The 14239-nt window shown below is 64.4% G+C and carries 14 protein-coding genes and 1 pseudogene; 8 read left to right on the plus strand and 7 right to left on the minus strand.

The genetic code is table 11. From position 1 onward, the window contains the following. Positions 1-453 (plus strand): DUF4383 domain-containing protein, encoded by a 453-nt coding sequence (locus AC5RV1_RS03775; RefSeq protein WP_493993584.1) that lies wholly within the window; start codon positions 1-3, stop codon positions 451-453. Between the two features lie 140 nt (positions 454-593). Here the strand turns inward: AC5RV1_RS03775 and AC5RV1_RS03780 are convergent, their stop codons facing one another. Continuing rightward, positions 594-1835: a S8 family serine peptidase gene (locus AC5RV1_RS03780; RefSeq protein WP_493993585.1), complete on the minus strand. Its 1242-nt coding sequence runs from the start codon at positions 1833-1835 to the stop codon at positions 594-596. A 146-nt stretch (positions 1836-1981) separates the two neighbouring features. Here AC5RV1_RS03780 and AC5RV1_RS03785 point away from each other — a divergent pair, with 146 nt between their 5' ends. Next, positions 1982-2737 carry a hemerythrin domain-containing protein gene (locus AC5RV1_RS03785; RefSeq protein WP_493993586.1) on the plus strand — a complete coding sequence of 252 codons (756 nt, stop codon included), beginning with the start codon at positions 1982-1984 and terminating at the stop codon, positions 2735-2737. A gap of 133 nt (positions 2738-2870) precedes the next feature. Here the strand turns inward: AC5RV1_RS03785 and AC5RV1_RS03790 are convergent, their stop codons facing one another. Continuing rightward, positions 2871-3902 carry a metallophosphoesterase family protein gene (locus AC5RV1_RS03790; RefSeq protein ID WP_493993587.1) on the minus strand — a complete coding sequence of 344 codons (1032 nt, stop codon included), beginning with the start codon at positions 3900-3902 and terminating at the stop codon, positions 2871-2873. A gap of 240 nt (positions 3903-4142) precedes the next feature. Here AC5RV1_RS03790 and AC5RV1_RS03795 point away from each other — a divergent pair, with 240 nt between their 5' ends. Continuing rightward, positions 4143-4832 carry a response regulator transcription factor gene (locus tag AC5RV1_RS03795; RefSeq protein ID WP_493947550.1) on the plus strand — a complete coding sequence of 230 codons (690 nt, stop codon included), beginning with the start codon at positions 4143-4145 and terminating at the stop codon, positions 4830-4832. Here the strand turns inward: AC5RV1_RS03795 and AC5RV1_RS03800 are convergent. Then, positions 4818-6302: a sensor histidine kinase gene (locus AC5RV1_RS03800; RefSeq protein ID WP_493993588.1), complete on the minus strand. Its 1485-nt coding sequence runs from the start codon at positions 6300-6302 to the stop codon at positions 4818-4820. The two genes, AC5RV1_RS03795 and AC5RV1_RS03800, sit on opposite strands and share 15 nt — an antisense overlap. Positions 6303-6424: 122 nt before the next feature. Between AC5RV1_RS03800 and AC5RV1_RS03805 the strand changes: the two genes are divergently transcribed. The 5 genes and pseudogenes from AC5RV1_RS03805 to AC5RV1_RS03825 all read left to right on the plus strand — a co-directional run. Beyond that, a complete protein-coding gene (locus AC5RV1_RS03805; protein WP_493993589.1) occupies positions 6425-7159 on the plus strand; it encodes an ABC transporter ATP-binding protein in 735 nt (244 codons plus the stop codon). Next, on the plus strand, positions 7159-8061 hold the full coding sequence (locus AC5RV1_RS03810) for an ABC transporter permease subunit (RefSeq protein ID WP_493993590.1): 903 nt from the start codon (positions 7159-7161) through the stop codon (positions 8059-8061). Before AC5RV1_RS03805 ends, AC5RV1_RS03810 begins: the two co-directional genes overlap by 1 nt. Next, positions 8054-9022 (plus strand): ABC transporter permease, encoded by a 969-nt coding sequence (locus AC5RV1_RS03815; RefSeq protein WP_493993591.1) that lies wholly within the window; start codon positions 8054-8056, stop codon positions 9020-9022. The genes AC5RV1_RS03810 and AC5RV1_RS03815 overlap by 8 nt, the downstream gene beginning before the upstream one ends. A 1-nt stretch (position 9023) precedes the next feature. Next, a complete protein-coding gene (locus tag AC5RV1_RS03820; protein ID WP_493993592.1) occupies positions 9024-9596 on the plus strand; it encodes a hypothetical protein in 573 nt (190 codons plus the stop codon). A gap of 145 nt (positions 9597-9741) precedes the next feature. Beyond that, positions 9742-10106: pseudogene (locus AC5RV1_RS03825) on the plus strand (SLC13 family permease); the annotation flags it as partial. A 20-nt stretch (positions 10107-10126) separates the two neighbouring features. Here AC5RV1_RS03825 and AC5RV1_RS03830 read toward each other — a convergent pair. The 4 genes from AC5RV1_RS03830 to AC5RV1_RS03845 form a co-directional block, all read right to left on the minus strand. Then, positions 10127-10969 carry an esterase/lipase family protein gene (locus AC5RV1_RS03830; protein WP_493993593.1) on the minus strand — a complete coding sequence of 281 codons (843 nt, stop codon included), beginning with the start codon at positions 10967-10969 and terminating at the stop codon, positions 10127-10129. A 483-nt stretch (positions 10970-11452) separates the two neighbouring features. Next, a complete protein-coding gene (locus tag AC5RV1_RS03835) occupies positions 11453-12133 on the minus strand; it encodes an SDR family NAD(P)-dependent oxidoreductase (protein ID WP_493993615.1) in 681 nt (226 codons plus the stop codon). A gap of 13 nt (positions 12134-12146) precedes the next feature. Continuing rightward, positions 12147-13409 (minus strand): sialidase family protein, encoded by a 1263-nt coding sequence (locus AC5RV1_RS03840; RefSeq protein WP_493993594.1) that lies wholly within the window; start codon positions 13407-13409, stop codon positions 12147-12149. Positions 13410-13411: 2 nt separating this feature from the next. Then, positions 13412-14206 carry an HpcH/HpaI aldolase family protein gene (locus AC5RV1_RS03845; RefSeq protein WP_493993595.1) on the minus strand — a complete coding sequence of 265 codons (795 nt, stop codon included), beginning with the start codon at positions 14204-14206 and terminating at the stop codon, positions 13412-13414. Positions 14207-14239: the final 33 nt, after the last annotated feature.

Here is a 14239-nt window from a genome sequence, read left to right on the forward strand (position 1 = left end):
ATGGCAACACACACAAACACCGGCATGGCCACCCGCACCAACGTGCAAAAGGCATCGATGGCAGTGGGCGCAGTGTTCCTGCTGGTCGGCGTCCTGGGATTCGTTCCAGGCATCACAGCCAACTTTGACCAACTGCACTTCGCCGGCCACCACTCGGAGGCCCTGCTGCTGGGCCTCTTCCAGGTCTCGGCCCTGCACAACATTGTCCACCTGCTCTTCGGCGTGGCCGGCATCGTCCTGGCCAAGACCGCTGGCGGCGCCCGATCCTTCCTGCTCTACGGCGGCATCATTTACCTGGTCCTCTTCGTCTATGGCCTGGTGATCCCGCAGGATTCTGCCGGAAACTTTGTCCCGCTGAACGGCTTCGACAACATCCTGCACCTGCTGCTCGGCGTCGGCATGGTGGCACTGGCACTCGTCCTCACCAAGGGGCACACCAGGGCACGCGCCTAAGGCCGCCCGTCGGCGCTAACAGCCACCAAACCAACGCAATGGCCCCGAACCACAGCTTCGGCTGTGGTCGGGGCCATTGTCACGTCCCGGGAAACCTAGGGGCGTGGCCGGTTACAGCGGTTTCGACGGGCCCTTCCGGCTCACCGCTCGCTGACCGCATCGTCTGCGTCCACGCGGCCGTGCTCCCAGTAAGTGCCGGTGCCTTCGATCGGCTCGGCGGTTGATTCGATATCTTCCCGGACTGACTCGTTGGTGGTGCCGGGATGGGAGCTCCAGACAAGTGCAGCAACACCGGCAACTATCGGTGAAGCCATGGACGTTCCACTGGCAAGGTCATAACCGGTCTGGCTGCCGCTCTGGATGCCCAGCACAAACGGATGGTTGGGGAACGTTGAATAGACGTCGACGCCCGGCGCCGCCACGTCCACCCACTCTCCGTGGGTTGAGAAGGGTGCTTTCAGATCATTATTGTCGGTTGCCGCCACGGCCATGACTTTGGGATATGCGGCCGGATAGATCTGGGCCTGGGTACCGGCATTTCCCGCTGCGGCCACGAGGACCACGCCCTTGTCCCATGCGTTCTCGATCGCGGTTTCGAGGGTGCGTGACGGAACGGACTGCCCCAGGCTCATGTTGATTACCTTCGCCCCGTTTGCCACCGCCCAGTCGATGCCCTCGGCAACGGCTGAGCTGGAACCGGCCCCGTTGTCGTCGAGCACTTTGACATCCAGGATGGTGCAGTCAGGGCATACGCCGGCGACGCCCGCGGAGTTGTGTTCGGCGGCAACGATTCCGGCAACATGGGTGCCGTGACCGTACCTGTCGTGGTCCGCCGGTTCATCGATGATCGTGCTGCTGAAGTTGGCCCGCGCAACCACCTTGTGCGAGATGTCCTCGTGGTCTATTGCCACCCCTGAATCGATGATGGCCACCTTGGTACCGCTTCCCCTGGTGATGTTCCACGCTGCGACAGCGTCCACGTCGGCGTCCCTGGTGCCTGCCGGCACAGTCAGCGTGTTGGCGGTATCCGTGAACGACTGCCCAACGTTGTGAAGAGCGTACTGGCGTTCGAAGTAGGGATCGGCGGTGGTGGCAGTAACCACCTCATCCGGCTCGGCGTACTCAACGTCCGGATTGCTGCTCAACTCCTGGATGAGTTGTGCTTTTTTCCCACGGGGCGCTTTCACGAGGACGGCGCCGGTGCTTCCGATGGTCGCGCTCGAGTTAAGGCCTTTCTGGCGAAGCAGGCCTGGTGCAGCAGCATCGTCACGGAATTTGACCATGATTTGCCCCGCGTCTGGGGATGAATCAGGCGCTGCATTGCCGGGGGATGCCAGTGCGATTCCGCCAAGCGACATCATTGCCGCTGCAAAGCTAGCCACTATACGTCGTTTCATTTCGCAATTTTGCCCCTACCCGGACCGGCCGGGGTAGGGGAGTTCGGCTACTCCCCTACCTAATCCCGCCCTAAGCAGGTGCCATTGTGCGGCCTAAGGGCAAACGCTACGATGCTGCCGGGGAGAGGGTCTTGGTCTCGCATGACGACCATGAGGTGCCCATGACCGACTTCTTCGCCATGCAGCCCGGCGAGACCGCGGCCCCTGTCCCACCGGGGCCCGTCCTGTGCACCGGGACGGCGGGCATGCGGCGCATTCACCGCGTCTTCCTTTGGGCCTATGACGAGGCGCCCGGCCTGGTGCGTTCCGCCGCTCCTGGCGACACCGCCCGCGCCGCCTACGTGGGCGAAGTGCTGGGCAACTTCGACAAGCTGCTCCACCTCCACCATGAGAGCGAGGACGAGCTCATGTACCCGCAGCTGGCCGAACGGGCACCAGCGTGCGCCCTTCACGTGGGCCAGATGCTCGAGCAACACCGCCAGGTCACCCAACGGCTGGAGACCATCGAACCCGTCCGCCTGCGCTGGATGGAAACGGCAGACGCAGCCACCGGCCAGGAACTGGCTGAGCGCTACGAGGACCTGAAGGCTGTCCTCAACGTGCATCTGCGCCGGGAGGTCACCGAAGTGATGCCCGCCGTGGACAAGGTGATGACCCAGAAGGAGATGAAGGCAGCCGCGGAGCACGGGAGCAGCCAGGTCAGCAACAAGTTCCTGGTCGGTTACCTCGGGATGGTGCTCGCCACGAATCCGCCCGCAGACCGGAAGGAACTGTTCAAAGAAATCCCCGCGCCGGTCCGCGTGGCCTACCGTCTCATCGGGCGCAGGATGTACCGGAAGCAGTATTCGACGCTCTTCCCGGGACGCCCGGTTCCCGAGACGCTTTAGTCCGCGCTGCCTCTTCGACAAGGCCCATGAATAGGCGGGCGCCGCCGCGCCCTTGGACCTAAAGGACGACGGCGGCGCCGCCTTGCTGCCTACGTCACCGATGCCTCGTCCGGGGCTGGGCGGTGGGTCTTGATTACGGTGCGGAACGCGTACCCGAGTCCGTGCCCTCCCCCGACGTTGGAACGAAGTTCCAGTCAAAGGACCCGTCCTCCCGCAGTGTCATCCGAAGGAACCCGTGGGTATCGCTCAACCGCTCCTCGATGTACGACGGATCACTGAGAAAGGAGCGGAGACCGATACCTCCCGTGGAAACCTGGAACGCTGTCATCCCGTCTTCCACACACTCGTCCTCGTTGTTCACCGGACATGACCGTTCGTAGTTGTGTTGTGACCCTGAGAGGGTCAGACGGACCCGGTGCTTCCACATCACATCGATCCAGGGCTTATGGTTTTTGGCCCGCTCATGTTCGTTCGTGTCCGACGTGAAGTACGGTTCGTGGTGCACCACTGCCAGGTGCTTTCCGGCCGCCTTGGCAGCAGCAAGGTCATCGTCCAGCCACTTCGTGGTCTCCATAGCCTTCGCGGTGTCGTACCGCCACTGCGCGGAGGACAGGAACGCGAAGTGCCAGTTCCCGAAGTCTTTGGAGTACGGTTGCCCGTTCTCGATGAATCCACGCTCCTGGTTGATCGCAGCTTTCGCCTCAGACCCCGGGCATTCGCCATTCATGAAGTTGTCGAGGTCTTCGTTCCGGCCAGGCCTCCAGTCATGGCTAGGGCCGGACACCCAGTACAGCTTGGGCATCGTGCCGCCCCACAGCTTCGTCCAGTACTCCACGTAGTCCTCGCATTGCGCGATGTCGTACTGGAAGTCCCCTAGCCCGAGGAAAGCGTCAATTTCGTTGTTTTGCACGAGCCGCGTGATTGCCGCACCGTTCTTTCCGGACGGGCTGTCAGTCTTAGTGGTCTTGGGACCGTTCATGTCACCGACAGCAGCGATCCGAACATCACCAGGGGCCGGTGGCGGACTGGTCGTAGTGGCCGTTGGGGACGGCGGCTCAGGCGGCTCCGGAGGGCTGGTGCAGCCGGCGACAGAGAGCGCCAGGAGGGCAGCGGCGGCTGCGGCCACACTGCGGAAGGATCTGTGACGAGGGAGTGCTGCATGCATCCGATACCCCTTCGAGAAGCCGGGCCGCGGGCCGGCTTCCAAGACAGCCAAGCTCAGCGGCACCTTGATAGTCCTTCAGGCCGAGACTGGCTGTCAAGGGCGTGGGGCGCGCTGACCTGCGCAAGCAAGACGTAGGGGCGCTTTGCAGCAGAATCCAACCCTGACCCCAAGGTTTTTACAGGGTGCAGTCCTACCCTTTAAGAAGCGTGTACTTCGTCTCCGGTGAAGAAGGCGGGCCCTATGCGGGTGCTGATGGTCGAGGATGAACAGATGCTGGGCGAAACGGTGCGCCGAGGCCTGTCCAACGAGGGATTCGTCGTGGAGGTCGCCCATGACGGCGTCAGCGGGCTGTGGGCTGCGACGGAGAACATCTACGACGTCATCCTGCTGGACGTCATGCTGCCGTTGAAAAACGGTTACGAAGTCTTGAAGGAGATCCGGGAACGGAGAATCTGGACTCCGGTGCTGATGCTGACGGCGAAGGACGGGGAATACGACCAGGCCGATGCCTTCGACCTCGGGGCCGATGACTACCTTACGAAGCCGTTCAGTTTCCTGATCCTGGTGGCCCGCATCCGCGCCCTGATTCGCCGCGGCGCCCCCGAACGGCCGGCTGTGCTGTCGTTGGGGTCGCTGGTCCTGGACCCGGCCCGGCGCACGGTCTGCCGGGGTGACCGCGCCATCGTATTGACCGCCCGTGAATACGGACTGCTGCAATACCTGATGCGGCGCCACGACCAGGTGGTGTCCAAGGCGGAGATCCTGGACAACGTGTGGGATCCGGCTTTCGAAGGCGGCGATAACGTTGTGGAGGTGTACATCGGCTACCTCCGGCGGAAGATCGACATTCCGTTCAATCTGCATACCCTGACCACGGTTCGGGGTATGGGCTACGTCCTCACCGCGGACGCAGCTTCACGGCGGACTTAGCTTTGGAAGCGGAGACCGCAGCCGGTCATCGCGATCATTGTCTTGGTGCTCGACGGGGTTGGCCCACGGGAAGACGAGCTCGAACCGGCACTCGCCGTCCGGGCTTTCGGTCGCACTGATGGTGCCGTGATGCGCGGCCATAATGCTTTCCGCGATGGCCAGTCCCAGGCCGCTGCCCCCGCTTCCGCGCGTCCGGCTTTCATCCAGCCGGACGAAGCGGCCGAAGATCCGGAGACGGTCGCCTTCCGGCACGGGGTCGCCGTCGTTGTCGACGGCGAGGACGGCCTCGCCGGGGCGGGTGTCGAGGGTGATCTTAATGCGCGAGCGGGCATGCTTGTCCGCGTTGTCCAGCACGTTCCGCAGCACCTGCCCAAGCCGCATCGGGTCACCCTGGATCCGCACCGGCCGGAGGTCCGCCTCAATGCGGTGCGCGCTCGTGGCCCGCAGGCGGCGAATCTCATCCTGCACCACATGGTCCAAGTCGACGTCCGTCACGTCGATGCGCAGCCCGCCGTCGTCGGATTTGGCCAGGGTCAGCAGGTTTTCGACGAGGTAGCGCATCCGGGCTGTTTCATCGGCGAGGACATCCTTCAACTCGTTCCATGTTGCCCCGGTGGGGTCCGCGGAAGCCACCTCAACCGCAGCACTGAGGGTTGCCAGCGGACTCCGGAGCTCGTGGCTTGCGTCGGAGACAAACCGCCGCTGTTCCTGTTCGGAGGCCTGGAGCCTGTCCAGCATGCTGTTCATCGTCAAGGCCAGTGCCGTAATTTCATCACCCGTCGGCGGCACGTCCACCCGTCCGCTGAGCCTGTGAACGTTGATACGCGATACCTGGTGCCGGATCCGCTGCACCTGTTGCAGGGAACGCCCCACCAGCTCCCACACCAGCAGTCCAACAGCCACGAGCAGCACCGGCGTCAAACCCAGCATGAACCACGCGACGGTTGAGACGGTATCCGCCTGGACCTGGACGGTGGATGCAACCGCCACCGTGTAAGTCTTCCCGCGTACAGGGACGCCCTTGGCGACGACAAGGAAATCCTCGCGGTCGCCCAGTTCGGGCAGTCCGGGCACTTTCTGTGTCAGGATCTCGCCCGCTGATGGCCGCAAGGAAGTCACGGGCTGTGCAGCTCCGGCGGAATCAGAGGATGCGAAAACAGTTCCGGCAGGCGCCAGGATCTGCACGTATTGTCCGGCATGAGCGGTGGTCATGATGTATTCGGCGGCTTCCTCCACGTCATGATCCGCCATCTGGGCGATCACGTCGTCAGCCTTGCGTAGGGCGGCCGTCTCAGTGGATGCGCTGAGATACGTCTGCAACAGGATCAGCAGGATGGACCCGGCGACGAGGAGCGCGACTGCCACCACCACCACCGCGCTGGCCGTGGCACGCTTGCGGACGCCCCAGCGTGTCCTGCCGGAACGGAAGCGCGCCGCAAGGGAGCGGGGACCCGTGCTTTCGGGATCCATGCCTTAAGAATGGTCCGTTCCGGGGCAAGGGACAAACCCCCTTCTGCAGGGTGCGGGAAAGCCCGGTTTCGGGGGGTGAATTCTCAGCTTCCTCTTATCCAGCGCGGCGTACCGTCCTCTTCATGACGGACATGGCGATTCGAACCACCGGGCTGGTCAAGCAGTACGGCGGGAAAACAGCGCTCGACCAGCTAACGCTCTCCGTCCGCCGGGGTGAGATCTTCGGGCTGCTCGGACACAACGGGGCAGGCAAAACGACTGCGGTGAACATCCTGACGACGCTGCTGCCGCCCAGCTCGGGAACGGCATCGGTAGCCGGGCGGGACATTCGGACGCAGCCGGCAGAGGTCCGCCGGGTGATCGGATACCTTCCGGAGAACGTCCAGTTCTATGACAACCTCACGCTGGCTGAGAATTTGATGTTCTTCGCCCAGCTTTCCGGAGTGCGGCATCCAGCCGCCAGGATCCGTGTGGTGCTGGACATTGTCGATTTCCCCGGCCACGAACGTGAGCGCATGGGCACCTTCAGCAAGGGTATGCGCCAGCGTGCCGGCATAGCCCAGGCCATCCTGCATGAGCCGGAGGTCCTGTTCCTTGATGAACCGACGTCCGGCCTGGACCCGCAGGGCGTGGCCACCCTGAGGAGCATCATCATCCGGCTCAACCGGGAGCTGGGGATGACAGTCTTTATGAACACCCATCTCCTGGGGGAAGTGACGCGCACCTGCACGAGCATCGGCATCCTCAGTGCGGGCCGGCTCATCTACCAGGAATCCATCGCCGCGACTTTGAATTCCTTCCCTGGGCAGGACTCCCTTGAGGAGATCTACCTGTCGATTGCAGCCGGAACGCCATAATGAGCGTCTGGGTTGCCACCATCCGGCAGGAGACCGTCGCAGCCAGGCGGGAACGGCTTCCCCAGTTCCTGCTGGTGGTTTTTATGGCCATGGTCGCAGCGTCGGCATTTATCGGTTCCGCCGCAAAGGGCACCGTCACGGCGGTGTATGAGGAGGCCGTGAGGGAGGGGCTGACGTCGGCTCCAAACCCGTTTTCAACAATTTCGCCGTTGTACTATGCCAGGAACACGGTCATCTACATCATCCTGATCGCCGCCCTACTGGCCATCGTCATTGGCGCTCAGTCCACCCTTCGTGACCGCCGGGCCCGGACCATTGACCTGGTGCTTTCCCGGGACGTACCCCCCGCCAAATACCTTGCGGCCAAGCTGGCCGGAACCGGTTTGCTGCTGCTGTTCATCCTTGCCGTTGCCGCTCTTGTGAACGTTGCCTGCATTGCGGTCGCCACCGGTTCCTTTCCCACGCCAGCCCAAGCCGCCCGCATCCTGGCCCTGTTCGGGGTCGCGTGGCTGTTCCTGATCCCCTTCGTCACGCTCGGAATGCTCAACGGCATCCGCTGCGCCACCGCAACCTCCGGGCTCCTGGTGCCGATCGTGGTCTGGAGCATCGTCATCTTTATCCTGCCCCTGCTGGGCACCGCCGCCCATCCCGTCTCCCTGCTGAACCCGGTATCCAAAGCTGCACCCGCGGAGTCAGGTTTTTTCGAACTGACCAGCGCACTGACGGGGCCGTTGTCCCTGGGCGAACAGTTCAAAAGCACCACGGCGCTGATCCTCGAAGATCCCCAGTCAGCTGGCACTGCGGATGGCGGCCTGCTGGTGCTTCTCGGCTTCTTCTTCGCAGCTTGGCTTGCCCTGCTGGTGGCGGGCCCGAGCCATATGAGGAGGGAACTCCATGGCTGAGGTCGGAGTCCTGTGCCGGAAGGAGCTTAAGGACCTTTCCCGCAGCAGGGCAATTGCGATGCTCCTTGTTTTCCTGAGCGCGGTCATCCTCCTCTCCGTGCTGGTCGCGGCCGCGGACTACCGCGTGAAACTCGCGGAGTACACCGCCTATGCTGACGCCCTGAAGGCCGCAGGTGGCTCTCCCACCCCTCCGCCGAACCTCTTCCCCCTGCAGATGCTTCGGGCAGGCATCGAATACCTGGAAATTGTTGGCAGCCTTTTCGCGGTAATCCTCGGCTATGGGCTCGTGGCTAAGGAGAAAGGCAGCAACACACTCCAACTCCTCTTTACCCGGCCGCTTGGCAGGCACGCCTTTGCGGGTGGGAAAATCCTCGCAACGGTCGTCGTCTGGCTCGTGGTGGTGGTGGCCCTGTTTGCCGTGGTCGCCCTGGCCGTCCTGCTGGCCGGCAGTGCACAGCTGGGGGGCCAGGACTTCCTCCGCCTGGCCATCGCCGCAGCGCACACCTGGGTCTACTTCATCATGTGGTCACTCCTGGCCCTTACTCTGGCCTCGCTCACCCGGCAGCCAGCCAGCGGGCTGGTCCTGGCCCTCGTGCTCTGGCTCGTTATCGTCCTGGTCATCCCGCAGATTGGAGACACCATGGACCCGGACAACCAGATCCCCGGCGGCCTCTTCGCCAGCCTGCAAATCGACAGGACGAACGAGAAGGCGCTCCTCACACACTTTGCCAGCTATGAAACCGGGCGCGATTTCGTGGAGCAGACGTCCACCACCAAGCAGTACGAGCGTGCTGTCTTTGCCTACCTGGGAGTCAAAACCCAGTACAACCAGGTGCCCCTCGGCGCCGTCTGGGACGCCACCTCCCACAACAGCCTCTGGCTGTTGGCCACCTCCGTCTTTACAGTGGCCGCAGCTTTCCTTTCCACCACCCGCGAGACCCTACTGAGAAAGCTCCCCTGATATGAAAAAGCTCCTTTCCCTGGTATTCATCGTTGCTGCGGCCCTCATCGGCCTCGTAGCCTGCGAGGCGTCGCAGGGCACCGGCAGCGCGCCGCGCACGGAATCTCCCGCCGCCTCCGGTCCCGCGTCCGGCCCGGCTGTCCTGCCCGTTACGAAGAACCCGATCACCAATACCGGCACAAAAACGGGCCTGGCCATCAGCGAGACCCTGGTGGAGAACAACGTGGACAAGGCGTCAGGCAAGGAGGTCAGCGACAGGCTGCAGTTCACCCTTAAGAACTCCTCTGCCGAAGAGATCACCGGGGTGGAGGTCTACTACACGATGACCGAGACGCCGAGCGGAAAGACCGAGTCCTACTACCAGAAGCTTGATGGGCTGACCATCGCACCCAACAAGGAAGCAACGGTCTACTTCGACAACGAGTCGGGAGAAGGCCACTACCCGGAAAACAAGTTCAGCATCTACCGGACTTCGCCCGAAGAAGTGAAGTTCGATATCGAGGCCAGCGCCCCGGGATTCGCGGCGGCACGGGGAACAGCCGTCAAGGAGGCAGGCCTCGAGGAAGCCGACTAGAACTGAGCCGCCGCCGTCAGGCCCCTGGTTGCTGTTGAAGCTCGCCACCTGCCTGTCTGCCCGACGGCGGGCGGCAGCTTCACGCCGCCCCCACCGGTGCCTGTCACCGGAAGTCGGCGCTGCTGTGCTTCGCTACCTCAAGGAGCTCCTGCTGGCGCTGATCAACATCAAGGAGCACCAGACCTTTATTGGCGGCATCTCCTGGTCAACGTCCTGCTGGTAGCCGGCATGATCACCTACATGTCGCTGCTCCAGCATGTGGGCACCATCGACACGCTCGCCGAGAAGGCCCTCGCCCTCGGGGCTCCGCTGCTCATCGCCCGCGTTCTCTGCTACGTGATTGGCATCGGTTCTGCCTTCGCCTCCTCGACGGCGCTGCTCACCGCTTCTATCCCGCTGGCCGGACCCCTTCTTGCCACCAGCAGCCTCAGTGCCCCCGGAACCGTCGCCGCCCTGGCCATCGCCGCGACCGTCCCGGCTTTGGTGCCCGCCGCCCGCCGTCGGGCTTTAAGACAGGGCCTTTCCCGCTGCTAGAGGCAGACGGGCTGGTAGGCGGGGTCTGCCGGGCCGGAGGAATTGCCGAGGGCATGGGCTACGATCTGGTGCACTACGGGATCGTTCGGCGTCTGGTCGTGTTCAAAGACATCTGCCGGGCACTTGTCCTGGATGGTGATGTTGGTGACCTGCCGGGCCGGACCTGCCAGGAACTGGCTGTTGTAGGGAATGACCACTTCGTCATAGACCGTGGAGATGACCGTGTAGGACGGTCCCCTCACTGTGTCGCCGATGGAGTTGAGCTTCTGCATGAAAACAGAACCTGCCTGCTGGTCGGCACAGGCAGCACAGCCCAGTCCGGTGAAATCGGGATCCTCGACAAAACTCGGGGGCGGGACGATCAGGCCTTCCGTACCGTGATTGGAAGGGGCGATGCCGACGAGCTGATTGACGTACTTCGCGCCGCCGAGGAAGCCCATGTAGTAGCGGGGCATCATGCCGCCTTGGCTGTGGCCAACCAGGTTTACCTTCTTGGCGCCGGTCGCGGTACGGACCACATCCACGAATGGGGCCAGCTCCTTGGCTGATTCTGCCACTGGCGCGGTGGCGTACACACCGTTCGTCTCCCCGTAATTGAGGGCGAAAACGCAGTAACCGGCGCTCTTGAGGTACGGAGACAAAGTTGACCAGTTCTTTTCCATACTCTCGAAGGTTCCCGGCACAAGGATGACCGGATGAGGATGCTCGGCGCTGGGTTTGCAGGACCAGTCGTTGGCTCCCGGCGGGGAAATCTCGATGGCCTGGGCGGGAGCCGCAACCACGGACGTGGCAAGGACGGCGGCGGCGGCAGCGGACAGGACCCGGGTAAGCAGTGACATGGAAACCTCTTTGTTTATGTGCCAACAGGGGTGGCCGGTGCTGGTGGACTTGTAACGCCGTAGCAGCACCGGCCGGGTTTTCCATGCTGGCAGCGCCGCCGCTGCAGCGGACGTGGACTGCACGAACGTGCGGCGAAATTTGTCCTCGGGGCGGGGAGCCTTCCTTCTGGTACTCATAGCGATCGCGCGCATTGTTACTGGTGGGTAGCCACTCGCCAGGCTAAGGACCGTGAACGGGCACTCAGGAGCGTCTGCACGAATGTGCACCGCATTTACCCGGCCTTCAGGCTGGGTTCTCATGCACGCTGGGCTTCGGGGAAACCGGCATCAGGTGATGGGGCGTCCCGGCAAAGCCCGCATCAGGTGATGGGGCGTTTGGGGAAAGCGCGCGGGAGGTGATGGGGCGTTCCGCGAAAGGCCGCATCAGGTGATGGGGCGTCCCGGGAAATGGCGCATTAAGTGAGAGAGGGTCCTATCGTGGGGCTAGAGGGAGGCGCCGCCGCAGATGACGTAGTTCTGGCCCGTGATCGACTTGCCGTGCGGGCCCAGGAGGAACGCAGCCAGGGCGGCGACATCCTCCGGGTCCACCAGGGCACCCAACGCCGGCATCCGCACCGGGGTTGCTGCCCGGCCGGGGTCGTTCAGCATCGGAGTATCGGTCGGCCCCGGGGACAGCACGTTGACCGTGATCCCCCGCGGCGCCAGCTCCTGCGCCCAGGTCCGGCCCAGCCCCATCAGAGCAGCCTTGGTCGCCGCGTACTGGCTCTTGCCCGGCGATCCCGTGGAGGTGCGGCTGCCCAGCAGGACCACCCGGCCGCCGTCGGGCATGGACGGCACCAAGGCATTGGCGAGCACTGAAGCCGCCGCCACGTGCACAGCGAACATCCCCGCGAACGCCGCGGGATCCAGCTCCCCCAGCGGCGCGGTCCGCTGGAACCCGGCGGCGTGGACCAGCGCATCGGCAGGCCGCAGCCCGGCGACGGCGTCCGCCAGGGACTCGGGCTCGGACAGGTCCGCCCGCAGCCACTCGAACTTTCCGTCCAGCGACGTCGGGGTCCGGCTCAACCCGGTCACGGCCCACCCTTCCGCCAGCAGGCGTCGGGTGATGGCCAGACCGATTCCCGAACTGCAGCCCGTGACCACCGCATGCTGCTCAGCCGGCATCGATTCAGCCAACTCAGTCATTGATGGAGCCATCGTCCAGGCCGCCCGGGGTTTCCGTGCCCTCGTACGCCCACTGCGGATCCACGCGGACAAACTTGATGGCCTGCCGGAAGTAGGTGTACGCGATGTTCAGCGCACCGTCCGGACCCTGGTGGATGGACGGGTAGGAGTATTCGCGGTTGAGCCCGTCGCGGGAGTTGTTGGACAGGCAGTATCCGTCCCCTACGTCCAGGTTGCGGCGGATGGGCCAGGAACGGCCCGAGTCCTCGGAGATGGCAAGGGTCATCGGTGAGCGCGGCGTGCCCCAGAACGCCTTCCGCTCGCCGTCGGACGCAACAGCGGCATCGGGCACCGGCTCGGCCAACTGGCCCTGCTCCTCGGCCAGGCCGTCGTCGTCAATTTCGTCGTAGAGGGACAGCCTGCGCTCGGTGTTCTCTTCCGCACGGCTGTGGTTGTACACCAGGGCCAGCCGGCCGTCGGCGAGCGCGGTGAACTGGATGGAGGAGTTGTTGTTGGGCAGTTCGGTGGGCACCGGCTCGCTCCAGGTGGAGCCGTCGTCGGTGGAGCGGGATTCGTAGATCGAGTCCGCCCAGCGGCTGCGGAACAGGGCCAGCAGCGAGCCGTCGGCCACGGGCTGGATGTTCATGTGGACGCAGCCCAGGCTGCCCGGCAGGACGGTTTCGGTCCAGGTGGCGCCGGCGTCGTCGGAAATCATCACGGCGCTGTCGTCGCTGTTCCCCACCCACTTCTCCCCCGGGACAGTAATGCAGCGGAAGATCGGGACGATCAGGCGGCCGGACGGCAGCACCACCGGCAACTGGCGGACGAACACGCCGCCGGTTTCGTTGGCGGGGAACAGCGTTTCCACCTCGCCCCAGGTGCGGCCGCTGTCCGTGGAGATACGACGGCGGACCTCGGCGGTGTCCTGGTTGCCCGCCTTCTGCGCCGTGTACAGCAGCCAGAGCGTCTGGTCTGGTGCGGTGAACAAGATGGGGTTCTGCTCTGAGCGGGTCGAGTCGTCAGACAGCTGCTGCGGTTCGGACCACTGGCTGCTGCCCGGTTCCAGGGCGGAGAACCAGATGGAGATGTCCGGCACGCCTTCCTGGGTGCCGCCGAACCAGACGCAGCCCAGCCGGCCGTCCGGCAGGGTGAGCAGGTTGGCGGCGTGGCTCTGCACCGTGGGTGCGGGCAGGTATGCGAAGTCGGCGCCGTCGGCCCGCTTCACCTGCCCGTCCGGGGTGATGGTGCTGTAGGCGTCGGTGGAGGTGTTCGTCATGGTTACTGGTCTTCCTTGGTTCCGGCAGCTGAGCGAGCGGCGTCGAGGTGGGACTTGGCGATCTGTTCCAGGTGCGTCAGGTCCGAGGCGATGGTGGTGAAGGTGTAGCCCTGCTTCAGGCGCTGGTTTGCAACAGTGCCGGCGGGAGTGTGGATGCCGGCGGCGATGCCTGCGGAGGCGGCTGCCTCGGCGATGGTCTCCAGCGCGGCGTTGAATTCGGCGTCGACGGCGGGGTCCCCGGGAAAGGCCCCGCCCACAGCGATGGCGAGGTCGGACGGGCCAACGTAGATCCCGTCCAGGCCCGGGGTGGCGCAGATTTCCTTGACGTTGGCCAGCCCCTCCGGCGTCTCGATCATGGCGAACACCAGCGTGGTGGCATTGGCGTCCGCAGGCTTGGGCCCGATCCGCAGCGCCGAGCGCATCGGCCCGTAGGAGCGTCCGCCCAGCGGCGGGTACTTCGCTGCGGCCACGGCAGCGGCGGCGTCTGCGGCGTTGTTGATGAGCGGGACGATGACCCCCACGGCGCCGGCGTCGAGTGCCTTGCCGATCGCGGTGAAGTCGTTGGCCTCCACCCGGACCATGCCGACGGCGGTGTGCCCGGCGTCGATGGCCATCAGCCCGTTGAGCACGCCCGAGTAGCCAAGCAGTCCGTGCTGCGCGTCAAGGGCCACGTAGTCGTAGCCGACCCGGCCGATGCGTTCAGTGGCCACGGGCGCGTCCAGCACCGCCCAGTAGCCCACCGCCTGCTCACGGGCGCGGATCTTGCGGGCGAATTCGAGGGCCAGTTCGGAGGTCATCAGAGTCCTTCAGTCAGTGTCGGTCAGGAAAGA

It is taken from the genome of Arthrobacter sp. Hb9-2, from assembly GCF_059091165.1.